The following is a 23,102-nucleotide window of genomic DNA, read 5'->3' as shown; positions in this document are numbered from 1 at the left end:
CGTACGGGGACCGGGTTCGCGTCAGTAGGGTTTTCCCGGTCCGGACCTGTCGGCGGCCCTATTTCGCCGAGGGCGTGGCCGTGTGCGGGCCGTGCGGCAGCAGGGGTCCGCAGTCCCACTGCTGGAAGATCAGCCGGGTCTCCACCCGCGCCACCTCGCGCCGCGAGGTGAACTCGTCCAGCACCAGCCGCTGCAGATCCGCCATGTCCGCGACCGCCACATGGACGAGGTAGTCGTCCGGACCGGTCAGATGGAAGACGGTCAGGGACTCCGGCAGCGCCCTGATCCGCTCCACGAACGGCCCGACCAGCTCCCGCCGGTGCGGCCTGACCTGCACGGACAGCAGGGCCTGCAGGCCCCGGCCCAGCTTCGCCGGATCCAGCCGCAACTGGTGGCCGAGGATCACGCCCGAGCGGCGCAGCCGCGTCACCCGGTCCAGACAGGTGGACGGCGCCACCCCGATCTGGGCGGCGAGATCGCGGTAGGTCGCCCGTGCGTCGTTCTGCAGCAGCCGCAGCAGATGCAGATCCACCGGATCCAGTACGACAGATTCAGCCATTGGCCGAACGTAGCACGGTCTCCGGCTGCGACACCCCGGGCGGTGTTCACCCTTCCGCCCATGGACTCTGCGAGCACGCACGCGTACGACCCGCACCGCACCGCCCCCCGGGCACTGGCCACCGAAGCCGTGCACGCCGGGCGCGACGACCTCGCCCGCCAGGGCCTGCACGCCGCGCCGATCGATCTGTCCACCACCTACCCCTCCTACGACAGCCGCGCCGAGGCCGCCCGCATCGATGCGTTCGCCGCCGACGGCGCCGAGCCGCAGGGGCCGCCGGTCTACGGGCGGCTCGGCAACCCGACCGTCGCCCGCTTCGAGACCGCGCTCGCCACCCTGGAGGGCACCGAGGCCGCGGTGGCCTTCGCCAGCGGCATGGCCGCCCTGAGCGCCGTACTCCTCGCCCGGTCCGCCATGGGGCTGCGGCACGTGGTGGCGGTGCGCCCTCTGTACGGGTGCAGCGACCACCTGCTCACCGCGGGCCTGCTCGGCAGCGAGGTCACCTGGACCGACCCGGCGGGGATCGCGGACGCGCTGCGGCCGGACACCGGGCTGGTCATGGTGGAGTCCCCGGCCAACCCGACGCTGGCCGAGGTGGACCTGCGCGCCGTCGCCCACGCCTGCGGCACGGTCCCCCTGCTCGCCGACAACACCTTCGCCACCCCGGTGCTCCAGCGTCCGGCTGAGCACGGCGCCCGCCTCGTCCTGCACAGTGCCACCAAGTACCTGGGCGGCCACGGCGACGTGATGGCGGGCGTGGTGGCCTGCGACGAGGAGTTCGCCGGGCGGCTGCGGCAGGTGCGGTTCGCCACGGGCGGGGTGCTGCATCCGCTCGCCGGCTACCTGCTGCTGCGCGGGCTGTCCACCCTGCCGGTGCGGGTCCGGGCCGCCTCCGCCACGGCCGCCGACCTGGCCGTGCGGCTCGCCGCCGACCCGCGCGTCGCCCGCGTCCACTACCCGCGCATCGGCGGCGCCATGGTCGCCTTCGAGGTCCACGGCGACCCGCACGAGGTCATCGCCGGGGTCCGGCTGGTGACACCCGCGGTCAGCCTGGGCAGCGTCGACACGCTCATCCAGCACCCGGCCTCCATCAGTCACCGCATCGTGGACGCGGACGACCGGCGGGGCGCCGGGGTCAGCGACCGGCTGCTGCGGATGTCGGTCGGGCTGGAGGACGTCGAGGACCTGTGGGCCGACCTGGACCAGGCCCTCGGGCAGCCGCTCCCCGCCCCGCAGGTGCCCGTGGGACTGCACGAGGCGCTGAGCTGAGTCCGCCCGGCCGCCCCGGGCCGCCTTGTCCAGGCGGCCCGGGGCGGCGGTCGCCGCGCTGTGCCACGGGGAACGACCCGGCGGGGATCCCGCCGGGCCGTTCCCCGTTCCCTGCGTCCCGTTGACGGACCCGCCGTTCTCCGCCTTCCGGTCGCCGATCCGCCGCCCGCCGCCGGCGTGCCGCGGACCGGCCGTGGCCGGCCCGCTCGGATCAGCCGCGTACGCCGCGGTCCTCGAACTCCGCCCGAGGCCCGGCGTAGGGCACGCGCGAGGCGACCGGGGTCGCGTCCAGGCGGGCGGTGACGACCAGGGTGCCTTCCTCGACCTGGTAGTCGAGGGGAAGGCCCAGGCCGCGCATCGAGGCGACCATCCCGGTGTTCGACGCCTGCGTCACGGCGTAGACGCTCTCGCACCCCGCCTCGACGGCCAGGGCCACCAGGCGGCCCAGCAGTTCGGAGCCGATGCCGCGCCGCTGCCAGGCGTCCTCCACGAGCAGGGCGACCTCCGTCTCGTCGCCGTCCCACAGCAGGTGGCCGAGGCCCACGACGCGGCCCGAGGCGGTCTGCACCGCGAGCGTCCGCCCGAACCGCGGGCTGAGCAGGTGGTTGAGATAGCGGTCGGTGTCCCCGGCCGGCCCGTGGTACCGCTGGGCCAGTGTCCGGTCCGAGCAGCGCTCGTGCATCGCGCGGGCCGCCGCGAGATCGCCCGTGTCGACCCGGCGCACGGTGATCGCCTCGCCCTCCGGCAGCGTCAGCACGTCCTGGCCGCCGGGGATGCGCGGCCCGAGCCTGCTGTCCAGCTCCACCAGCGCCCTCGCCCGCGCGAACTCGGTCGGCGTGAAGGGCAGGTACGGCCGCTCCACGGTGATCACACCGCCTTCGGGCGCCCGCAGCCGCATCACGGTGTCCTCCAGGATCCCCCCGGGCGGCACCTGGTCGGCGTCCCGGGCACCCCCCGAAAGCCTGCCGGGCAGCGAACGGATCGTGCACCGGCCCAGCAAGTGACGAAGCGCCAGCGGGAGTTCGGCCGGGTCCAGGGCGGTCCGCGTGGCGAGTCCGAGGACCCGGGTGGGGGCGTCCACCAGGTCGTGCGCGTCGGCCCGCTCGGTCCACGTGGCGGAACCGCCCGCCGCCGCCACGGCCCGGGTGAGGTCCCCGCCCTCGACCGTGCCGGGGGCGCGCAGCAGGAACTCGTCCACCGTGCCGTCGCCCAGCGGGTGCGTCTGAAGACTCAGGATGTCCACCCGGTGCCCGGCGAGCGCCGCGCACAGCGCCGCCAGCGAACCGGGCTCGTCCTTCACCGTCGTCCGCATCCGCCACAGCGCACTGGACGGCGCGTCCCCTTCGGGAAGCTCCGCGGAGGCGGAAGGGAGCCCGGCAGGCTGCCGCGACGCGACGGCCGGCCGGGCGCCGGTATCGTGCGTCGGAGGTGCGTGTCCGTGGCGGCGTGACCACCAGGTGTGGAACGCCGCCGTCGCGACCAGCGCCAGCGCCGAGATCACCAGCAGCGCCGGGCCGTCCGGCCCGTGTCCGACCAGGTTCGCCACCGCGTCCGCGACCGCGACGGCGGTGAAGAGCGCGGCGAGTTCGATCACGTCCCGGCGCCAGTGGTGCACCGGACGGCCGTGCCTCGACCGCGTCACATCGGAGATTTCTCGCTTCATGCATCCACTGTGAAGGAATGGTGTTGCGTGATCACGAACGATGTGTGACTGATGGGTAAAACGTGCGTCTGGGCCTCTTGCGGCTTTTGCGGCGATCGGCGGAGCCGGGCGGAGGGGCGGCGGACGCCGTCCGGCCCCGCACGCGCGTCACGCGGCCACCCCCGCAGCCAGCGCGCTGCGCAGCCGCCCGGCCTGCGAGGCCGGCCGGGAGGAGCCCGGCCGGTCCGCCGTCCGCGCCAGGTGCGGCAGTTCGCCCCGCGCTCCCGACTGCTCGGCGCACTCGGCGGCCACCGCCAGCAGGTCGCCCGGGCCGCGCACCGGACCGGCCGGGCCGTCGGTCGCGAGGTCCGCGAGCAGCACGGGCAGCGCGTGGCGCAGCACGCTCCGGACGGTGGCGTGGGCCCCCGTGGCGGCGGCGGTGCGCCACGACTCCGCGAGCCGCAGCGGCTTGCACGTGCCCGTCCTCCGCCGTCACCGTGCCGAGGGCGCCCTCCAGGATCACCGCCCCCGCAGCGACCAGGGCACGGGCGTCCCGCAGCCGCCGGTTGTGCCGCTCGGCGCGCCCGGCGTCGTAGGGCAGCTCCCGGTGGAAGCAGGCCGCCCCGGCGGTGTCGTAGCCGACGCGGCCGGACGTGCCGAGGCGGATCAGGGCGGCCCGCACCCGCTCCGGCGCCAGGCCGGAGGCCGCCGCGAGGTCGGCCTCCTCGATCCGCGGCTCCCACGCCGGCAGCACCGCGACCAGCTCCGCGTCCTGCGCCGCCTCGTCCGTGGCCGGCGCGTCCAGCACCCCGCCCTCGCCGGAGAATCCGCGCGAGGCGTCCGGCGACAGCGTCAGCCGCATGCCCGGCAGGACCGCCCTCTCAGGAGCTCGCCGTCGCGGCGGACCCGGCCACCGCCGGCCCGTACACCCGCAGCGCCGTCGCGTGCCGCAGCACCCGCTGGAGCGCGGCCGGCCGCTCCGGGCCGGGCAGGCACACCGCGCCGGGCACCGGCCGGGTCGTGGGACGCAGCGTGCGCCCCGCCGGCACCACCCACCGGGGGCCGCTCCGCGAAAACAGCCCGAAGCGGGCCGTGTTGGGGGGTGGGCGCGCGCGGAGGCCGGCGCGGTGCCGCGCACCGGGGGATGACGCCGGTGCGCGGCAGGTAGAGCGTACGGGAGTTACTGGCCGACCCGGCCCGGCCGGAGCACCTGGGTGAACAGCACCGTGCCGTCCTGCTCGCGCGGCCGGACCGTCAGCTCACCGCTGTCGCCGTCGGTGTCGACCTCGCCGAAGAACCGGTAGCCCTCGGCCGGTGAGACGTTGGCGGCGGACGGCGCCTTGACGAAGACCCGGTCCGGGCCGAACGTGCCGTACAGGGCGCTCGCCGGGAAGGCACCCGCGTCGAGCGGGCCGGACACGAACTCCCAGAACGGTTCGAAGTCCTGGAAGGCGGCCCGGGACGGGTGGTAGTGCTGGGCCGATGTGTTGGACGTCAGCCGTCAGCCACACCGTGCCGGTGATCCGGCGGTGCTTGACGAACCGCAGCAGTTCGGCGATGTCACCGGCTCGCCGCTGCGGCGCGGGTCGTCGGGGTCGGCGAGGAGGACGCGGTAGTGGATCCGCTCGCCTCGGGGCAGCCCGTGCGGCCGGGTGGTCCCGGTGAAGTCGGTGTCCGGGCCGAGCAGCGGGCCGATCCGGCGCCGGGTGGTGCGGGACGACTCGGTGGCCGAGGTGTCCACGATCATCCGGGCGGGGCGGTCCGCGCGGACCCACACCAGGCCCGAGCCGGTGGTCACTCGCCCGCCTGCACGCCCCAGCCGGCCCGGGGCCGGCCGGACAGGGCGAGCGCCGGTGCCGCGCCGAGCGCCCCGGGCAGGGTCAGGGCCGCCGACGCGGTCGGTGAGCCGCGCAGGACACGGCGGCGGCCGGGCAGGGACGGAGGGGACATCGGCCGCCTCCGGGGTCGGGGTCCGGCCGGGTACGGACCCCGCACCTACGCGTGCGGCGCGGCGGACGCACGAACCCCGGGTGAACAACGTCCTTGGTACGGCGCGGAATTCCGCCGTGCGGCCCTGTGCCGCGGCCGGGCCGGCCGGGCCGGGAGAGGCCGTGCGGGAGGCCGGTCCCGTGGCCCTGTGGGGCCGGCCGCGGCACAGGGCGGGACCGTGGATCCGGCCTCCTCCGGGACCGCCCGCGCGGTGGCTGCCGGATCCGCCCCGTGCGGGGGGCGGCGTCCCGGGCGGGAACGCCGGGCCGGAGGGAGGGAGGGCTGCCGGGCACCGGGTCGGCGGCTGCCGTGGGCCGGGGTGGGAGACGGTGCGCCTCGGTGGCCGCCGCGCCTGGGTGGCCGCCCGGCCGGGTCAGCGGCTGCCGTCGAGGATCACGCGCGCGACGAGCGCCGGGTCGTCGCTCATCGGGACGTGCCCGCAGCCGGGCAGCCGGACCAGCCGGGCGCGCGGAATGATCTGCTTGGCCCGGACGCCCTGCCGGCGCAGCAGCAGCCGGTCGCCCGTGCCCCAGGCGACCGTCACCGGAAGGCCGATGACGTCGTCGGTGAACTGGACCGAGATACCGGCCCGCAGCGTGTCCTCGAACGCGGCGGCCCCCACCAGTGCGAGCGTCTCGGCGACCACGGCCTCGGGCGAACGGCGGCCGGGGCGGGCGTAGATGGTGCTGGTCAGCGCCGTGCGTCCGGCGGCCGTCCGCGACAGCCGTTCGACCATCGGCAGCGGTAGGCGCCGCGCGATGCCCCGCATCGCCTGCAGGACGGCGAACGCGTAGCGCCGCTCGGCCTCGGTCCAGAACCCGGCGGGGGACAGGGCCGTGACGGACCGTACGAGCTTCTCCCGGCCCAGCTCCAGGGCCAGCAGACCGCCGAGGGAGTTGCCCGCCACATGGGGGCGGCCGATCCCCAGGGCCTCGCACAGCGCGCCCAGCACGGTGTTGACCGTCGGCAGGTCGTGGCGCATGCCGTCGGGCAGTGCGGGGGAGGCGCCGAAGCCCGGCAGGTCCACGGCGATCACGTCGCGTTCGGCCCCGAGGAGGTCGATCACCGGGTCCCATGCCTGCCGGTGGTGCCCGATGCCGTGCAACAGGAGCAGTGGCTCGCCGTGGCCCACGCGCGCGTAGGAGAGCGTCACGGTCCGCGGGCCGTGGGCGGTGGGGACCGGGAACGAGACGGTTGCGGCCATGGGAACTCCTCGTCGCGGGGATTGCCGGGCAGTGTTGAGACAGCTTGTCAGCAATTACTACCGGCGGGTAGGCCCCGAGGCCGCGGAGCACCGCGCGGGAAGCCCCTCGTACGCCACGCGCGCATCGCCGTGCGGTCACGGAGACGGCCCCACGCGGCCATGGAGAAGGCTCCGCACGGCCACGGGGGTGGCCCTGTGCGAACGCCTCATGAACGCTGGGCCGCACGGCGTTCCGGACCGGGGCGCCGGGTCCAGGATTGGTCTTGACCAAGGGTGGGGGCCGCCCTATGGTCGCAGACAAGTACAACAACCTTTAATAAACAAGGGCGCTGAAACGCCGCCGGGCCAGGGCGATTGCGGAGGACAGGGTGGGGACCACGCAGCTGGAACCGGTGCCGGAACCGAAGTACTGGCACCTCAGGACCGTGCTCAGCGAGGCACTGGACTCCGAGTTCTCGGTCGGGGAGATCCTGCCCAACGAGCGTGAACTCGCCGCCCGGTTCGGTGTCGCCCGCGCCACCCTCCGCCAGGCCCTGGAGCAGCTGGAGCTGGAAGGCCGGCTCCAGCGTCGGCGCGGGGTCGGCACGACCGTCGCCCCACCGCGCGTCGGGGTGGCCGTCGGCACCGAGCAGCAGGCCTGGCCCGGTGCGCACGACGACGCCTGGCAGCCCGCCGACTGCGTGCTCGCGGTGCCGCCCGCGGTCGTCGCGGCCACGCTGGAGACCGGCCGGGACGAGCCCGTGCACACCGTGCGCCGCTCCCGCGTGAGCCACGGCCAGACGGTCGCCGCCGAGCTGCTGCACGTCCCCGCCGTGTCGGTGCCCGGCCTGACGACGGTCGGCGCGCCCTCGGGCCCGGCACGCGCGCGTGCCGTGCTGCGCGAGCTCCAGCGCCTGGATCTGGAGGGCGGGCACCGCTCCGTGGAGCTGGGCTCGGCCGGCGCCGACGACGCCAAGGAGCTCGACCGGCTGCCCGGCGCGCCCGTCCTCGTCGTGACGACCCGCTTCGTCGCCGCCGGCCGCACCGCGGCGCTGTCCGTCGCCACCTACCGCGCCGACACCTGCCGGCTGACCTTCGGCGACTTCGGCGGGGTGGAGATCGACGAGGAGCCGGAGCAGCGGGCGTCGTAGCCGCCGGTGCGCGCCGACGGCCATCGGCGTGCTTCCGCCCGCCCGGGCTCCGCCGCTCCCCCCTGCCCCCGCCGGCGGTTCCGACGTGCGACCCGTGCCGGTCGGACCCGCACCCCGGTGCGCGCCCGGGCCGGGCGCGCGGCACGTACGGGTCGCGCCCAGCCCGTGCTCCTCGGGCTCAGCGGCGGGCCGTCACCGTGCCGTCGACCGCGAACAGCTGCTCCTCGACGTGGTCGAGAGCCAGCCGCAGGGCACCCGTCGCCACCGCCGCCTCGCCGAGCAGCGACAGCGTCACCTTCGGCGCACGCAGGCAGTACCGCTCCAACTCGCTCCGCAGCGGCTCCAGTACGCCGTCCAGACCGGCCGCCCAGCCGCCGATCACGACGAGTTCCGGATCCAGCGCCAGGGCCAGCGCGGCCACGTCGTGGACGAGCCGCCGGATGAACCGGTCCACGGCCGCCCGGGCCCGCTCGTCGCCCTCCCGGGCCAGCGCGAACACCTCGGCCACCGCCTGCTCGTCCAGGGGGTGCAGCGGCCGGCCCGTCGTCGACAGCAGCGTCTCCGGTGTCGCCTCACGGCCGAGCAGGTGCAGCGCGCCGATCTCGCCGGCCGCACCGCCGTACCCGCGGTGCAGCCGCCCGCCGATCAGCGAACCGGCCCCCGGGCTCAGTCCCGCCAGCACGAAGACCACATCGTCGGACTCGGTGGCGGCGCCCTTCCAGTGCTCGGCGACGGCGGCGGCGTTGGCGTCGTTCTCCACCAGCACCGGGCACCGGAAGGAGCGACTCAGCCGCTCGCCCAGGCGCAGCCCCGTCCACCCGGGCAGCGCCGTGCCCAGGCGTACCGTGCCGTCCGCCTCGACGATCCCGGGCGTGGCGACGCCCACCGCCCGCAGCGACCCGCGCGGGACCCCTGCCCGGCGCAGCAGCTCCGCGACGGCGCCGCGCAGCCGCTCCAGCCGCTCGTCCGCCCCGGCCGTCCCGCCCACCTCCCGGGCCTGGGCCCCGATCACCGTCCCGTCGAGGTCGGCCAGCAGCGCGGCCACCCGGTGCGCGCCGATCTCCAGGCCGAGCAGATGCCCGGCCTCGGCACGGAATCGGAACCGCCGCGCCGGCCGGCCCTGCCGCCGTGCGGCGCCCTCCTCCGCGGCCGTCCCGACGACGAGGCCCGCCGCGATCAGATCCTCGACGACGCCCTCGACCGTGGGCCGCGACAGCCCGGTCACCCGGGTGATCTCCGTGAGCGTCGCGCAGTCCGTGGCGCGCAGTGCGTGCAGCACCACCGCGGAATTGATCCTTCGCAGCAGCGAGGGATCCCCGCCGGTCAGCCGCCCCACCGTCCGTCCTCCCAGCTCGTGCGCATCGTGGCCGGATCGTACTCGGCACGGGCCGGGTCGGCGAGGCCCGGGGACGGGCCCTCCGGGCCGCGGTGAGCGGGGGCGCCCGTCTATCCGGGCGCCACGAAGCCGGACTCGTACGCGGTGATCACGGCCTGGGTGCGGTCCCGGGCTCCCAGCTTCGCCAGGACGCCGCTCACGTGGGACTTCACCGTCTCCCCGCCGACGTGCAGCCGTGTCGCGATCTCCGCGTTGGACAGGCCCCGGGCCATCAGCCGCAGCACCTCCGCCTCGCGGTCGGTCAGCCGGGCCCGCTCGAGGACGGCACGCGCCGCCCGGTTGCCGCCGTCGTCGCCGTACCGGGCGGCCAGTTGCCGCACCGAGGCCGGAAACAGCAGCGACTCGCCCTCGGCGACCAGGCGCACCGCGTGCACGATCTCCGCGGGCCGGGCCCGCTTCAGCAGGAACCCGTCGGCCCCGGCGCGCAGCGCCTCGTACACGTACTCGTCGTTCTCGAAGGTCGTCACGACGACGATCTTCGGCGGGTCCTCGACCGTGCGCAGCACCGCCCGGGTGGCTTCGATGCCGTCGAGCAGCGGCATCCGGACGTCCATCGCGACCACGTCGGGCCGCAGCCGGCGCACCAGCGGGATCACGGCCGCGCCGTCCGCGGCCTCCCCGACGACCTCGATGTCGGGCTGCGCCTCCAGGACGGCCCGCAGGCCCGCGCGGACGAGGGGCTCGTCGTCGACTTCGGTGTCACCTTCGGCCAGATCGCGGCCATCGCCTTCGGCACCACGGCCGTCGCCGCCGAGTTCCAGGGTGGCGCGCTGCGGCTGTCGCCGGCGGCCGCGCCGCGCCGGGGGCGGTGGTTCGCCGCCAAGGCCGCGGCGGTCGCGCTCCCCGTGCTGGCGACGGGCCTGCTCACCGGCGCCCTGAGCCTGGCGGTGGGCCGGGCGGTCGGCACGGCGCACGGGCCGGGCTGGACGGCCGGCCTGCGCGGCGTCGTCGGCTGCGGCCTCTACCTGACCGTCATGGCGCTGCTCGCGGCCGGGCTGACGGCCGTCCTGCGCAGTGGCGTCCTGACGCTGAGCATCCTCGTCCCGCTGATGCTGATCGTGTCGTTCGTGGTCGGCGACCTGTCCGGCGGCGCCGCCGCTCTGCTGCCCGACCGGGCGGGTCAGGCCGTGTTCCACCTGCATCACGACGGCGGCCCGGGGCCGTGGACCGGACTCGCGGTCGCCGCCCTGTGGGCCGCGGCGGCCCTCCTGGCGGGCGGGGCGCGACTGCGCCGACGGGACGCGTGAGGACGGTGACGGCGTGACCGCGACCGGCCTCGCGGCTTGTGGGCGGCACCTGACGCGCCGCCATGTGTCAGTGCCGGCCGCTTTACTGGGGGCATGGACATCGCGCAGGCCCTCGCCGTGATCGACGAGCTGTGCGCGCGGGCCTTCCCCGCCCGGCGCACGGCCGCGGGCGCCGTCGGGTCCGGACCGGGTTACTGGACGGCCGAGTGGGGGGTGGGCCGCGACCTGCGGCAGGCCGACGCCGCCGACCGGGAACAGGCGCGCACGCAGTACGAGGCGGACCGTGACGCCCTGGGGGAGCGGCTCACCGCGCGCTGGGGGCCTCCGCAGCGGTTCGGCCTGTACAGCCTGTTCGAACGGGCGGTGCGGGGCGAGGCGTTGGCGGAGCCGTGGGGGCTGCTCGGCGGGCACGTCCCCGACGTGCAGCTGTGGAGGTCCGATCGCGCCGGGCGCTGGATAGCCCTCGGTGTGACCCACGAGGACGGCGGTCTGCCCCAGGCGCTCGTCGCGGTCGTCACGGACGTGGACCCGCCCTGACGACGACACCCGTACGGGCCGCACTCCCTCATCCGCGGCACGCGGTCCCGGCCCGCGGAAAAAGCGCCGGGCCGCGCGGGCGGCCGCCCCGCCGGGGGGCGCCCGCCTCCGGCCGGCGGGTCCGCGCCGCGTGCACGGCGGTCCGGCGCACCCGGCGGCAGTGCGGCAGGAGTTACGCCGTGTGCTCCGCGGCCGTCCGCAGCCGGGCGAACTCCTCGGCCATGGTGTCCAGGGTCCAGTGCGCGTTCAGCCCGCTCGGGTTGGGCAGCACCCACACCCGGGCACCTCCGATCGTGCGCTCCTGGCGGCCGATCCGGGCCGTACGGTCGTCGAAGGCGACCCGGTACGCCGTGACCCCGACCACCGCCAGCCACCGTGGCCCCAGCCCTGCCACCCTGGCCTCCAGCAGGCGTCCGCCCTCGCGGTACTCCTCCGGTGCCAGTTCGTCGGCGCGGGCCGTCGGCCGCGCCACGACGTTGGTGATGCCGAGCCCGTATGCCGTCAGCTCCTGCTGCTCCTCCGGCCGCAGCAGCCGCGGGGTGAAGCCGGAGCGGTGCAGCACGGGCCAGAACCGGTTGCCGGGGCGGGCGAAGTGATGGCCCGTCGCCGCCGACATCAGGCCGGGGTTGATGCCGCAGAACAACACGCGGAGGCCGTCCGCGACCACGTCCGGGACCGGGCGGTCGCGAGCGGCCTCCAGCTCCGCCCGGGTGAAACGGGTCAGAGGATCGCCCCCGGGACGTAGCCCGCGGCCTCCGGGTGCTGCTTCACGATCTCGTCGACGCGGCCCACGACCATGCCGACCTGGGCGGCCGCCGCGCCGGTGAAGGACAGCTTGTCGGCCATGAGTTCCGTGAGCTGCCCACGGTCCAGCGGCAGGCGCTCGTCGGCCGCGAGCTTGTCCAGGAGGTCGTTGCGCTCGGCGCCCTGCTCGCGCATCGCGAGGGCCGTCGCCACCGCGTTCTCCTTGATCGCCTCGTGGGCGGCCTCACGGCCGACGCCCGCGCGCACCGCGCCCATCAGCACCTTCGTGGTGGCCAGGAACGGCAGGTAGCGGTCGAGCTCGCGGGCGACGACGGCGGGGAAGGCGCCGAACTCGTCGAGCACCGTCAGGAACGTCTCCAGCAGGCCGTCCAGCGCGAAGAAGGCGTCCGGCAGCGCGACCCGGCGTACCACCGAGCAGGACACGTCGCCCTCGTTCCACTGGTCGCCCGCCAGCTCGCCCGTCATCGAGGCGTAGCCGCGCAGGATCACCATCAGGCCGTTGACGCGCTCGCAGGAACGGGTGTTCATCTTGTGCGGCATCGCCGAGGAGCCGACCTGGCCGGGCTTGAAGCCCTCGGTGACCAGCTCGTGCCCGGCCATCAGCCGGATCGTCTTCGCCAGCGACGAGGGGGCCGCGGCCAGCTGCACCAGCGCGGTCACCACCTCGTAGTCCAGGGAGCGCGGGTAGACCTGGCCCACGGACGTGAAGGCCTGCGCGAAGCCGAGGTGCCCGGCGATCCTGTCCTCGAGGTCCGCCAGCTTCGCCGCGTCGCCCCCGAGGAGGTCCAGCATGTCCTGGGCCGTGCCGACCGGGCCCTTGATGCCGCGCAGCGGGTAGCGGCCGAGCAGTTGCTCCAGGCGGCCGTGGGCGACGAGCAGCTCGTCGGCCGCCGTCGCGAAGCGCTTGCCGAGCGTGGTGGCCTGCGCCGCGACGTTGTGGGAGCGTCCGGCCATGACCAGCTCGCCGTACTCGGCGGCCAGTCGGCCCAGGCGGGCGAGGACGGCCACGGTGCGGTCGCGGACCAGCTCCAGGGAGAGCCGGATCTGCAGCTGCTCCACGTTCTCCGTCAGGTCGCGGGAGGTCATGCCCTTGTGCACGTGCTCGTGCCCGGCGAGGTCGTTGAACTCCTCGATCCGGGCCTTCACGTCGTGCCGGGTGACCTTCTCGCGCTCGGCGATCGAGGCGAGGTCGACGGTGTCGAGGACGCGCTCGTAGTCGGCGATCGCTGCGTCCGGCACCTCGATCCCGAGGTCCTTCTGGGCCCGCAGCACGGCGAGCCAGAGCTGCCGCTCCAGCTTCACCTTCTGCTCGGGGGACCAGAGCGTGGCGAGCTCGGTGGAGGCGTAGCGTCCGGCGAGGACGTTCGGGATGCGGGGCTTGGCGGGCGCTGAAGTCACGTGTACGGATTCTACTGGCGATTCGTGCAGGCCAGCGCCACGGGGGTGTTCGTGGGAACCTACGAGAGGCGGACGGCGGGAGTCGTCCGGCCCGTGCGGCGGACCCCCGGCGGGCCGGTCGTGGCCCGGGTGCCGGGTCTCCCGGGCCCCCTCCGTGCCGGGTCTCCCCGGTCCGTCTACCGCGCCGGGTCGCCGTAGGGGAGCGGGTCGGGCCGCTTCGGGGGAGACAGAGGCCGTCGCCGGAGGAGCGGCCGGTGTGGCACCTGCCCAGGTTCCCTGTACGCAGGGTAGAGGGCGCGTGCGGCGAGTGGGGTGGCGCAATCCGAGCGCCAGGGAGCGCCACCCTCGATGACCGTCAAGCTTCTCGTGGACCTCCATCGGCGCAAGATCACGACCTGGCGGGAGGACGACCACCGCCGAGAGCAGCCCATCAGGATGCGCAAAGCGGCCGGTCCGCTGGTTGCCGCCGTCCTGGACGAGATGGCCGCCCCCCACCTGGAACACCTGCTCCTGGACGTCACCCGCCCCGCACTGCGCCCTCTTCCCACCCAGGCGCTCGTCCACGGCGATGCCACGCACCCGGCTCTGGCGTCGGCGGCGCGGCAACCTGGCCTCGCCGTCAGCGGGGCGCCCGTCGCGCCGGTGCGCGCGGCGATTGCCGGCGTGACGGCCTTTACAAAGCCATGCCGTGTATTTGACCGGACCGATGTTTGCGGTATTGATTGCTGGGGGAGGTCGAACCCTTTTCGGCATGCGCCATAGAGGGGTGAGGGTTTATGGCGTAGGGAAACCCTCATTGTCCGGCGAGGCTTTTTGGTGGCATTTTAAGTTGTTTGCGTGGCCCCGGAGGCGGCCATCGCCCACGAACGTGCTGGTAGGCGCCTAGTTGAAGTTGCGAAGGTTGACGTCTTGACCGTGCCTCGTCAATGTCATATTTTCTTCGACGACCGGTCCACCTAGACCGGGAATTGCCGCCGGAAGCACCCTTTTTCGCATTCTCGAAAATCGTCACCGCGTCACGCATATTCCGCGTCGCGGACCGGCGGTCCGAAGTCGTGCCAGTCGACGACTACCTCACCTCGAAGGGCTCACGATGCTGCGCAGAACAACCCTCGCCCGTGTTGCCGCCACCGCCGCGACGCTCGTCGCCGCCACGCTCATGGCCTCCTCGACTGCCATGGCCCAGGCGCCCGAGACCTCCGGTCACGCGAAGCAGTTCGCCGCACGCGACGCGCGTGGCGCCACGACGGCCACCGGCACGCTTCTGTCGTACGGCGGCGGCGCGGTTGTCACCGCCCCGAAGGTCTACGTCGTCTACTGGGGCTCCCAGTGGGGTACCGGGTCGACCGTCACCAACGACCCCTCCGGTGAGGCGGCTCTGCAGCTGTCGTTCTTCCAGCACGCCTACGGCAGCGGTGACACCTGGTCGACCTCGAACACGCAGTACTGCCAGGGCGTCGCCGTCGGCACCACGCAGTGCAACGGCGCCGGCACCCCCGTCGGGCACCCGGCGTCCAGCCCGGTGGGCGGCACCTGGCTGGACAGCTCCGTCTCCGCGCCCAACAAGCCGACCCAGTCGCAGATCGCGGCGGAAGCCGTGAAGGCGGCCGCGCACTTCGGCGCCTCCGGCGACAACGTGCAGATCATCGTGGACGCGCCGCACGGCGTCGTGCCCAGCGGCTTCAAGACCCAGTACTGCGCCTGGCACGACGAGACGACGACCAGCACCGGCGCGAAGCTGCCGTACACCAACTTCCCCTACGTCTCCGACGCGGGCAGTTCCTGTGGCGCCAACTTCGTGAACCCGGGCAGCAGTGGCGTCAACGGCGCCACCGAGGGTGTGACGATCGTCGGCGGCCACGAGTACGCCGAGACGCTCACCGACCCGACCGCGGGCACCGGTTGGCTGGACTCGACCGGCTACGAGAACGGTGACAAGTGCGCCTGGATCTCCTCCGGGCAGGGCGCTTCGGCGATCATCGGCATGAACGGCTCCAACTACGCCGTCCAGTCGCTGTGGAGCAACAACTTCAACAACGGAAGCGGCGGTTGCGTCGTCTCCTACACCAGCGCCACCAACCAGCACTGAACCCGACAGCACTGACCTGACGCCCTGGGGTCGTCCGGCGCGATGCCGGACGACCCCAGGGCCGTCGCCCATCCCCTCGGAGGGAAAGCACATGACGGTCCGCCGCATACTGCTGTCACCAACAGAAGCTGCTGACACAGGACTTGGCGTTGCCGGACTCAGTGCCGTACTGGCTGTGACTGCACTCCTCGCCACCGGATGTTCCTCGGGCACCCCTGCGCCGGACCACTCCTCGGCGGCGCCGCCCTCGTCGCAGGCGGCCGCCCCGCCCGCCGGCGCCGCCGGCGGGTGTCATCGGCTGCCCGCCGCGGTTCTGCCGCATTCCGCCGGATCCCTCACCCAGGCCGACTCCGGTGCCTTCTGCCTCCACCCCGGCCAGCGGGTCGACGTGTTCCTCGCCGCGCCCGAACAAGCGGCACAGGGCGGGCGCTGGCGGGTCATCAGCAGCTCAAGCCCCAAGGTTCTCGCGCCCGTCAGCAACGGAGTGATGAGCCCGCCCCTGGGCGTCACACCGGGCCTGTTCGTGGGGCGATCGTCCGGCACCTCCGTACTGAGCAGCACGTACCCCGGCGGAAACTCATGGCGGGTGACACTGGTCGTCAGGTGAGACGGTGTCCGACGGCGACCGGCCCGGCAGGAAGGTGAAGGCCAGGCCGGCGGAGACCTCCCTCCGCATGTTCAGCACCCGACCCACTCTCCAGGGCGCCTTCGGCATGCTGTCCTCCACCCACCGGCCGGCGTCCCCGTCGGCGATGGCGGTGCTGTAGGACGGCGGCAACGCCTTCGGCGCGGCGGCCGTCCTGCACGTGGTGGAGCCGCACCTGAAGGGGCCCGCCGGTGAAGTGCCGATCCCGCTCGCACCGGCCGACGGCGAGGTGCGCGTGCTGCGCGGACAGGGTGTCGCCCCGGCGGGCGTCACGGTCGCGCACCGGCGAGGGCTCGGCCTGGACCTCGTACCCGGCGCCGGCCCCTCGAGGCCGCCGTGCCCGGCGCCTTCGACGCGTGCCTGCTGCTCCTGCGCGACCACGGCGTCAGTCCGTCGACGACGTCCTGCCGGTTGCGGCAGATATCGCGGCCGCCTCCCTGCGGGCGAGCCCGCGCCTCCGGCATCATCCGCGGGAACAACTCCCACAGCCCATCCGGCACCAGCCGCCCAGCGATCCCCGCACCGCGAGCCCGTCGAACCCTCCACATGACATGACCTCCTGATCGGTGCAGGGCGGCCTGGCGGGGATCCGGGTCAGGGCCCCACCCGGCGCCAGTCCGTCACAGGGCCGGGGGTTGTGTGGTCCGCAGGGGTGACCCAGAAGGCATTGCCCAGCTCAGCGCTGAAATGGGCGCCTGTCCGGCCGTCGCCGGAGGAGCGGCCCGTCAGCCGCCGCCCTATCCAGGGCAGCAGGTGCTGCCGGGCGAAGCGGGCGTCGGCGGCGCGGCGGCTCGCCCAGCCGGGGGGCGCGGTGGGCGCCATCGGCGTCCGCCACTCCGGGTCCTCCGCGTCGTGGCCGAGGGCCTGCCACACCGCCTCCGCGACCCGCCGGTGCCCCTCGGGGGTGAGGTGCAGCCGGTCCACGTCCCACAGGCGCGGATCGGCCAGCGAGGGCGCTCCGTAGAGGTCGACGACCAGCGCGCCGTGGCGTGAGGCCAGCTCGTCGATGCAGGCGAACAGCTCCTCCATGCGCGGCCGGAAGCGTTCCAGGACGGGGCCCTGGCGGCCCGGGCTGCGCATCAGCACCAGCTGCCCGCACGACGGTGCGAGCCGCTCCACCGCCTCCGTCAGCAGGCCTCGGACCCGGCCCATGTCGCACGTGGGGCGCAGGGTGTCGTTCAGCCCGCCGACCAGCGTCACCACGTCGGCCCGCATGGCCGCCGCGACGCCGACCTGCTCGTCGACGATCTGCCCGATGAGCTTGCCGCGCACCGCGAGGTTGGCGTAGCGGAAGCCGGGCGTGCGGGCGGCCATCCGCGCCGCGAGAAGGTCGGCCCAGCCGCGGTACGAACCGTCGGGGAGCAGGTCCGACATGCCTTCGGTGAAGGAGTCGCCGACGGCGACCAGGCTGGTGTGCGCGGGATGCGTGGGAGAAGTGTGCATGGCGTCAGCGAGGGTATCCCGCGCGCCGCCCTCCATACCAAGCGGTCGGTCGGTCCTGCGGACGCGCCGCGGGCGGGAGACGTCCGGGTCGCGGCCGCGCGCGGCCGCAGCCTGGACGGCCCGCGGCCGCGGCCCCCGCCTCACACCGGCTGGCCGAACAGCTCCCGCAGCACGTCCTCCATGGTCACCAGGCCGGCCAGGCGGCCGTCGGCGTCCAGCACCGCCGCGAGATGGGTCCGGCTGCCGCGCATGGCGGTGAGCACGTCGTCCAGGGGCGTGGTCTCGCGCACCCGCGCGATGGGCCGCATGTCCTCCAGCCGGAAGGGCCGGTTGCGCGGGGAGGCGTCCAGCGCGTCCTTCACGTGCAGGTAGCCCACGTTCCGGTCCTCCTCGTCGACCACTGGGAAGCGGGAGAAGCCGGAGTCCGCGGACAGCCGCTCCAGTTGCTCCGGGGTCACGCCCAGGCGGGCGTAGACCACCCCCTCCAGCGGCAGCACCACGTCGCGCACCGGGCGGCTGCCCAGCTCCAGCGCGTCGTGCAGCCGCTCCTGCGCCCGCTCGTCGATCAGCCCGGCCTCGCTGGCGTCCTTGACGATCTCCGCCAGCTCCGCGTCCGTGAAGGTCGCCGCGACCTCGTTCTTCGTCTCCACCCGCAACAGCTTCAGCAGGGCGTTCGCGAAGGCGTTCACCGTGAAGATCACCGGGCGCAGGGCGCGGGAGAGCGTCACCAGCGGCGGACCGAGCAGCAGCGCACTGCGCACCGGCTCGGCCAGCGAGATGTTCTTCGGGACCATCTCGCCGAGCAGCATGTGCAGGTACGTCGCCAAGGTCAGCGCGATGACGAACGACACCGCGTGCCCCGCCCCGGAGGGCACACCGAGCGCGTGAAACACCGGCTCCAGCAGGTGTGCGATGGCGGGCTCGGCGACGACGCCGAGGACCAGCGTGCACAGGGTGATGCCGAGCTGGGCGGCCGCGAGCAGCGCGGACACGTGCTCGAGTCCCCACAGCACGCTGCGGGCGCGCCGGTCGCCCTCCTCGGCGTACGGCTCGATCTGGCTGCGGCGCACGGAGATCAGCGCGAACTCGGCCCCGACGAAGAAGGCGTTCACGACGAGGCTCGCCACACCGATCAGGATCTGCAGCGTGGTCACCGGCCGTCCCCCTTCGTCCCGTACGCCGCCTGCTCACCGTCGCCGCCGCGCGGCGTGCGCCGGCCGCGCGGGTCCGGCGCCGTCCCGTGTCGCGGGCCGGTGCCGGGGACCTCGTCGTCGAGGGGCGCGTGCAGCAGGACCCGCGCGGCGCGGCGGCCGGCGGCGTCCACCACGTCCAGCCGCCACCCGGCGACCTCCAGGACGTCGCCCTCCCCGGGGATCCGTCCCAGCGCGGTGGCGACGACCCCGGCCAGCGTCTCGTACGGGCCGTCCGGCACCCGCAGGCCGACGCGCGCGAGCTGGTCCACCCGCGCCGCGCCGTCCGCCGAGTACAGCGCCCGGCCCTCGTCGTCCGCCCCGGCCGGGGCGAGGTCGGGTGTCTCGTGCGGATCGTGCTCGTCCCGCACCTCGCCGACGACCTCCTCGACGATGTCCTCCAGCGTCGCCACGCCCGCCGTGCCGCCGTACTCGTCTATCACCACCGCCATCGTGCGCCGGCCGGACAGCCGGTCCAGCAGCCGGTCGACGGTCAGCGACTCCGGGACGAGCAGCGGCTCGCGCATGATCTCGGAGACCGGCACGCGGGGCCGGCGCTCCGCCCCGAGCGCGAGGCAGTCCTTGACGTGGGCGATGCCGACGACCGCGTCCAGGCTGTTGCGGTAGACGGGGAAGCGGGACAGACCGGTGGCCCGCGTCGCGTTCGCCACGTCCTCGCAGGTCGCCCGGGCCTCCAGGGCGATCACCTGGACGCGGGGCGTCATCACGTTCTCCGCGGTCAGGTCGGCCAGGTTGAGGGTCCGCACGAACAGCTCGGCGGTGTCCGCCGCCAGGGCCCCCTCGCGGGCGGAGTGGCGCGCCAGGGCCGCCAGCTCCTGCGGGCCGCGCGCGGAGGCGAGCTCCTCGGCGGGCTCGATGCCGAGGCGGCGCACCAGGCGGTTCGCGGTGTTGTTCAGGTGGGTGATGAACGGGCGGAAGGCGGCACTGAACCAGCGCTGCGGGGTGCCGACCCGCTTGGCCACCGCCAGCGGCGAGGAGATCGCCCAGTTCTTGGGCACCAGCTCGCCGACGACCATCAGGAACACCGTGGACAGGGCGGTGCCCAGGACCAGTGCCACCGAGGTCGCCGCGGAGCGGGAGATGCCGAGGGACTCCAGCGGCCCTGCGATCAGCCGGGCGATGGACGGCTCGGCGAGCATGCCGACCACCAGGTTGGTCACGGTGATGCCGAGTTGGGCGCCGGAGAGCTGGAACGTGAGATTCCGGGCGGCCTTCAGCGCCCCCGCGGCGCCCCGCTCGCCCTGCTCGGCCGCCCGCTCCAGCGCGCCGCGCTCGACGGTGGTCAGCGAGAACTCGGCCGCGACGAAGGCGCCGCAGGCCAGCGACAGCAGGACTGCCACGAGCAGCAGGAGCACTTCGGTCATCGGGTCACCCCCCACCCATGGTCCGGGAGGACGGGGCGGATCGCGCGGTGTCGGTCACAGGAAGGCTCGCCCATCGGCGGACGCTCACAACCTTTCATGAAGGACCTGATGTCCCTCAAGGGTAAAGGACGGGCAAAGTAAGCGGATGGGTCAGCCCCGCAGGGGCTTCACCCAGCGGCGCCAGTGCTCCTCGGGGGCGTAGCCGGCGGCCCGCCAGGCGCGGTGCGCCATCGCGTTGCGGACGAGCACCATCGCGTCGCCGCGGCGCCCGCCGAGCCGGACGAACCGCTCCTCGGCGGCGGCCAGCAGCGCGGAGGCGACACCACGACGGCGGTGGTCCGGACGCACCGCCAGCCGGTACAGGTGGCAGCGCCATCCGTCGAAGCCCGCGATCACCGTCCCCACCAGCTCCCCACCCTGCTCCGCGAGCAGCAGCGCCCCGGGGTCGCGGTCGACCAGGCGCGCCACCCCCGCCCGGTCGTCACTGATGCTGGTGCCCTCCGCCGCCGTCGCCCAGAACACCAGCACCGCGTCGAGATCGTCACCGCACGCGGCGCGTATGCGCAGATCACTCATGCGGCGATCCCACCACGCCGGGCCCGCGCGGGAGCGTCTTTCCACCATGTGGACCGGCACCGGGCCTCACTCGTGCGCGATGGCCGTGAGCACGTTCATCCGGGACGCCCGCAGCGCCGGAAGCACGGCCGCGACGACGCCCACCACCGCGGAGCCGATCACGACCGTCGCGATGGTGCCCCACGGGATCGCCAGTGCCGTCATGCCCTGCAGCGCCAGCACCCGTTGCAGGCACAGGCCCCACACCAGTCCCAGGGCCAGACCGAGCACCGCTCCGAACACCGCGATCACCACCGACTCCAGCCTGATCATCCGCCGCAGCTGGCGCCGCGACAGCCCGATGGCCCGGAGCAGCCCGATCTCACGCGTCCGCTCCACCACCGACAGCGCCAGCGTGTTGACCACACCCAGCACCGCGATGACGATCGCCAGGCCGACCAGCGCGTACACCAGGTACAGCAGCACGGCGATCTGGTCGTGGACGAGCTTCTTGTAGTCGGCCTGGTCGCGGACCTGCACCTGCGGGTACGGGGCGAGGGCGCGCTCCAGACGGGACCGCAGCAGGGCGGGGGCCGTGCCCGGGGCCGCGTTCACGTACACCGCCGCGTCCGGCGTGCCCGGCACGTACCGCTCCAGCGTGCCGAGGCCGAGGAAGAGCCCGCCCTGCACACCGAACGCCTCGGTGTCGCCCTGGTCGGTCAGGGCCCCCACGGTCAGCCGCGCCCGCCGGCCGCCCTGGAACTCGAAGGGCAGCACACTGCCCGGCCGCACCCCGTGCCCGCGCGCGAAGCCGGCGTCCATGGCGACGTGCCCGGCGGCCAGCGCGGCCCCGGTGCCGCCGGACGCGTAGGTGAGGTGGGCGACGTCGTCGAGACGCGGGTCGTACGCCGAGGCGGTCGTCTCCACCCGCCGGCCGTCCGGCAGTGCCACCGCCACCGCCGCGAACCGCTGCCGCACCACCACCCCGGCACCCGGCGTGCCGCGCACCCGGGCGGTGACCTCCGCCGGGAACGGCAGGAAATTGCGGTTCTGCACGATGAAGTCCGCACCGAGCGTCCGGTCGATGCGGCGGTCGAAGGACCGGTTCATCGAGGAGCCGGCCACCGACATGCCCGCCACCAGCGCCAGACCCACCATCAGGGCCGCCGCCGTGGCGCCCGTACGGCGCGGGTTGCGCAGCGCGTTGCGCCGGCTCATCCGTCCCACCGCGCCGAACAGTGCCGGGAACGCCCCGCCGAGCACCCGGATCAGCGGCCGCACCAGCAGCGGCCCGGCGACCACGGTCGCCACCAGGGTGAGCACGACACCGGCCCCGAGCAGCGACGCGGCGGTCGCCGCGCGCCCGGACGCGGCGCAGCCCGCCAGCGCCGCCGCACCGGCCGCCCCCAGAGCCGCACCCGCCGCCGCGCGCACCCGCAGCGGCCGCCCCACGCCGGCGACCTCCGCGTCCGCCAGCGCGGCCATCGGGGACACCGCCGCCGCGCGCCGCGCGGGCAGGAAGGCCGCCACGAAGGTGACGCCGACCCCGACGGCGTACGCGGCGACCGGGGTCGACCAGGCGACCACCGTGTCGGTGGTCCGCAGGTTCATCCCGAAGGCGCTCAGCAGCCGGATCAGCCCGGCCGCCAGGCCGACGCCGGCCGCCAGGCCCAGCGTCGCGCCGGCCAGGCCCAGCAGCGCCGCCTCGGTGAGCACCGAGCGGCGCACCTGCCGCCGGTCGGCCCCCAGGGCGCGCAGCAGGCCCAGCTCCCGCGTGCGCTGGGCGATCAGCATCGAGAAGGTGTTGACGATCAGGAACACGCCGACCAGCACCGCGATCCCGGCGAAGCCGAGCATCACGTACTTGATCACCTTCAGGAACCCCCCGAGGTCGGCCGCGGCGGACTTCGCGTGCTCGGCGGCGGTGCGCACGTCGTACCGGCCGGGTCCGAGGGCCGCCTCGACCCTGCCCCGCAGTGCGGTGTCGCTCGTGCCCCGTGCCGCGTCCACCGAGATGCCGGTCGCCCGGCCGGTGGAGCCGAGGAGCCTGCGCTGCGCGGTCGGGGTGTCGAGGAACAGACGGGCCGAGCCCGGGTTGGTCGTGGTGAAGGTGGCGATGCCGGTCACCCGCACCCGGAAGCTGCCCGGCTGCGCCTGCACGGTGAGCACGTCGCCGATCCGCACCCCCCGGTACCGCGCCGTGTCGGCGTCCAGCAGCGCCTCGCCGCCGCCGTGGGGGGCGCGGCCGGAGGTCAGCCGTACCGGACTGCGCCGGGTGGGCTCCCAGTTGGACGCGATGGTCGGGGCACCGGTGGTCGGGCCCACCGGAGTGCCGGCGGCGTCGACCACGACGGCATCGCGGACCGCCACGTCCACATGGGCCGCGGCGACTCCGCCGAGGCCTTCGAGCCGCCGGGCCAGGTCGGCGGGCACGGTCTGCACGACGCCGGTGGGCACCGCCGACGTCAGGTCCTGCCGCGGCTCCACCGTGACGTCGGCGGAGGTCGCGGCGAAGAGCCGGTCGAAGGTGCGGGAGACCGTGTCGGAGAAGATCAGGCTGCCCGCGACGAAGGCGACGGACAGCACGACGGCGAGAGCCGACAGCAGCAGCCGCCCCTTGTGGGCGAGGAACCCGCGGAGCGTGGCCCTGAGCACGGG

The 23,102-nt window shown here is 74.6% G+C and carries 19 protein-coding genes and 4 pseudogenes; 8 read left to right on the top strand and 15 right to left on the bottom strand.

Annotated features, from left to right (window positions below; all coding sequences use genetic code 11):
* Positions 1-58: 58 nt before the first annotated feature.
* Complete coding sequence (locus tag P3H78_RS13320; protein WP_276109138.1) at positions 59-559, bottom strand: Lrp/AsnC family transcriptional regulator; 501 nt, start codon at positions 557-559, stop codon at positions 59-61.
* Between the two features lie 60 nt (positions 560-619).
* On the opposite strand from P3H78_RS13320, the gene P3H78_RS13315 reads away from it, so the two are divergent.
* Positions 620-1,828 (top strand): trans-sulfuration enzyme family protein, encoded by a 1,209-nt coding sequence (locus P3H78_RS13315; RefSeq protein ID WP_276109137.1) that lies wholly within the window; start codon positions 620-622, stop codon positions 1,826-1,828.
* Positions 1,829-2,039: 211 nt separating this feature from the next.
* Here the strand turns inward: P3H78_RS13315 and P3H78_RS13310 are convergent, their stop codons facing one another.
* The 5 genes and pseudogenes from P3H78_RS13310 to P3H78_RS13290 form a co-directional block, all read right to left on the bottom strand.
* Positions 2,040-3,491 carry a GNAT family N-acetyltransferase gene (locus P3H78_RS13310; protein ID WP_276109136.1) on the bottom strand — a complete coding sequence of 484 codons (1,452 nt, stop codon included), beginning with the start codon at positions 3,489-3,491 and terminating at the stop codon, positions 2,040-2,042.
* 147 nt (positions 3,492-3,638) lie between these two features.
* A complete protein-coding gene (locus tag P3H78_RS13305) occupies positions 3,639-3,872 on the bottom strand; it encodes a hypothetical protein (RefSeq protein WP_438827959.1) in 234 nt (77 codons plus the stop codon).
* Positions 3,873-3,942: 70 nt separating this feature from the next.
* Positions 3,943-4,534 (bottom strand): annotated as a pseudogene (locus tag P3H78_RS13300) (SWIM zinc finger family protein); the annotation flags it as partial.
* Positions 4,535-4,650: 116 nt separating this feature from the next.
* A pseudogene (locus P3H78_RS13295) lies at positions 4,651-5,420 on the bottom strand (alkaline phosphatase D family protein).
* Positions 5,421-5,832: 412 nt separating this feature from the next.
* The gene (locus P3H78_RS13290; protein WP_276109135.1) at positions 5,833-6,663 is read right to left on the bottom strand and encodes an alpha/beta fold hydrolase; all 831 of its coding nucleotides are present in this window, start codon (positions 6,661-6,663) and stop codon (positions 5,833-5,835) included.
* Between the two features lie 368 nt (positions 6,664-7,031).
* On the opposite strand from P3H78_RS13290, the gene P3H78_RS13285 reads away from it, so the two are divergent.
* Positions 7,032-7,793: a GntR family transcriptional regulator gene (locus P3H78_RS13285; RefSeq protein ID WP_276109134.1), complete on the top strand. Its 762-nt coding sequence runs from the start codon at positions 7,032-7,034 to the stop codon at positions 7,791-7,793.
* Positions 7,794-7,971: 178 nt separating this feature from the next.
* On the opposite strand, the gene P3H78_RS13280 is transcribed toward P3H78_RS13285, so the two are convergent.
* Positions 7,972-9,129 carry an ROK family transcriptional regulator gene (locus P3H78_RS13280; RefSeq protein WP_276109133.1) on the bottom strand — a complete coding sequence of 386 codons (1,158 nt, stop codon included), beginning with the start codon at positions 9,127-9,129 and terminating at the stop codon, positions 7,972-7,974.
* A 110-nt stretch (positions 9,130-9,239) separates the two neighbouring features.
* Positions 9,240-9,902 carry a response regulator transcription factor gene (locus P3H78_RS13275; protein ID WP_276109233.1) on the bottom strand — a complete coding sequence of 221 codons (663 nt, stop codon included), beginning with the start codon at positions 9,900-9,902 and terminating at the stop codon, positions 9,240-9,242.
* On the opposite strand from P3H78_RS13275, the pseudogene P3H78_RS13270 reads away from it, so the two are divergent.
* A pseudogene (locus P3H78_RS13270) lies at positions 9,882-10,436 on the top strand (ABC transporter permease); the annotation flags it as partial. The gene P3H78_RS13275 and the pseudogene P3H78_RS13270 overlap by 21 nt on opposite strands.
* 93 nt (positions 10,437-10,529) lie before the next feature.
* Positions 10,530-10,973 (top strand): hypothetical protein, encoded by a 444-nt coding sequence (locus tag P3H78_RS13265; protein WP_276109132.1) that lies wholly within the window; start codon positions 10,530-10,532, stop codon positions 10,971-10,973.
* A gap of 172 nt (positions 10,974-11,145) precedes the next feature.
* Here the strand turns inward: P3H78_RS13265 and mug are convergent, their stop codons facing one another.
* Both mug and purB read right to left on the bottom strand, forming a co-directional pair.
* Positions 11,146-11,697: a G/U mismatch-specific DNA glycosylase gene (gene mug / locus P3H78_RS13260; protein WP_276109232.1), complete on the bottom strand. Its 552-nt coding sequence runs from the start codon at positions 11,695-11,697 to the stop codon at positions 11,146-11,148.
* The gene (gene purB / locus P3H78_RS13255) at positions 11,694-13,136 is read right to left on the bottom strand and encodes an adenylosuccinate lyase (RefSeq protein WP_276109131.1); all 1,443 of its coding nucleotides are present in this window, start codon (positions 13,134-13,136) and stop codon (positions 11,694-11,696) included. Before purB ends, mug begins: the two co-directional genes overlap by 4 nt.
* Positions 13,137-13,484: 348 nt before the next feature.
* Between purB and P3H78_RS13250 the strand changes: the two genes are divergently transcribed.
* From P3H78_RS13250 to P3H78_RS13235, 4 genes and pseudogenes are all read left to right on the top strand, one after another.
* Positions 13,485-13,898: a hypothetical protein gene (locus P3H78_RS13250; protein ID WP_276109130.1), complete on the top strand. Its 414-nt coding sequence runs from the start codon at positions 13,485-13,487 to the stop codon at positions 13,896-13,898.
* Positions 13,899-14,229: 331 nt separating this feature from the next.
* Positions 14,230-15,225 carry a hypothetical protein gene (locus P3H78_RS13245; RefSeq protein WP_276109129.1) on the top strand — a complete coding sequence of 332 codons (996 nt, stop codon included), beginning with the start codon at positions 14,230-14,232 and terminating at the stop codon, positions 15,223-15,225.
* A gap of 175 nt (positions 15,226-15,400) precedes the next feature.
* Positions 15,401-15,832 carry a hypothetical protein gene (locus tag P3H78_RS13240; protein WP_276109128.1) on the top strand — a complete coding sequence of 144 codons (432 nt, stop codon included), beginning with the start codon at positions 15,401-15,403 and terminating at the stop codon, positions 15,830-15,832.
* Positions 15,833-15,899: 67 nt separating this feature from the next.
* A pseudogene (locus P3H78_RS13235) lies at positions 15,900-16,255 on the top strand (gamma-glutamyltransferase); the annotation flags it as partial.
* A gap of 210 nt (positions 16,256-16,465) precedes the next feature.
* On the opposite strand, the gene P3H78_RS13230 reads toward P3H78_RS13235, so the two are convergent.
* The 5 genes from P3H78_RS13230 to P3H78_RS13210 all read right to left on the bottom strand — a co-directional run bounded on the left by P3H78_RS13230 (position 16,466) and on the right by P3H78_RS13210 (position 23,099).
* Complete coding sequence (locus tag P3H78_RS13230) at positions 16,466-17,314, bottom strand: SGNH/GDSL hydrolase family protein (protein WP_276109127.1); 849 nt, start codon at positions 17,312-17,314, stop codon at positions 16,466-16,468.
* 140 nt (positions 17,315-17,454) lie between these two features.
* Complete coding sequence (locus P3H78_RS13225) at positions 17,455-18,468, bottom strand: hemolysin family protein (protein ID WP_276109126.1); 1,014 nt, start codon at positions 18,466-18,468, stop codon at positions 17,455-17,457.
* On the bottom strand, positions 18,465-19,889 hold the full coding sequence (locus P3H78_RS13220; protein WP_276109125.1) for a hemolysin family protein: 1,425 nt from the start codon (positions 19,887-19,889) through the stop codon (positions 18,465-18,467). Before P3H78_RS13220 ends, P3H78_RS13225 begins: the two co-directional genes overlap by 4 nt.
* A 150-nt stretch (positions 19,890-20,039) precedes the next feature.
* The gene (locus P3H78_RS13215; RefSeq protein ID WP_276109124.1) at positions 20,040-20,465 is read right to left on the bottom strand and encodes a GNAT family N-acetyltransferase; all 426 of its coding nucleotides are present in this window, start codon (positions 20,463-20,465) and stop codon (positions 20,040-20,042) included.
* 66 nt (positions 20,466-20,531) lie between these two features.
* Positions 20,532-23,099: an ABC transporter permease gene (locus P3H78_RS13210; protein WP_276109123.1), complete on the bottom strand. Its 2,568-nt coding sequence runs from the start codon at positions 23,097-23,099 to the stop codon at positions 20,532-20,534.
* Between the last annotated feature and the right edge of the window lie 3 nt (positions 23,100-23,102).

It is taken from the genome of Streptomyces tropicalis (assembly GCF_029269835.1).
Taxonomy (GTDB): Bacteria; Actinomycetota; Actinomycetes; order Streptomycetales; family Streptomycetaceae; genus Streptomyces; species Streptomyces tropicalis.
The sequence above is the reverse complement of the archived record's forward strand: the minus strand, read 5'-3'. Positions and strand labels throughout refer to the sequence as shown.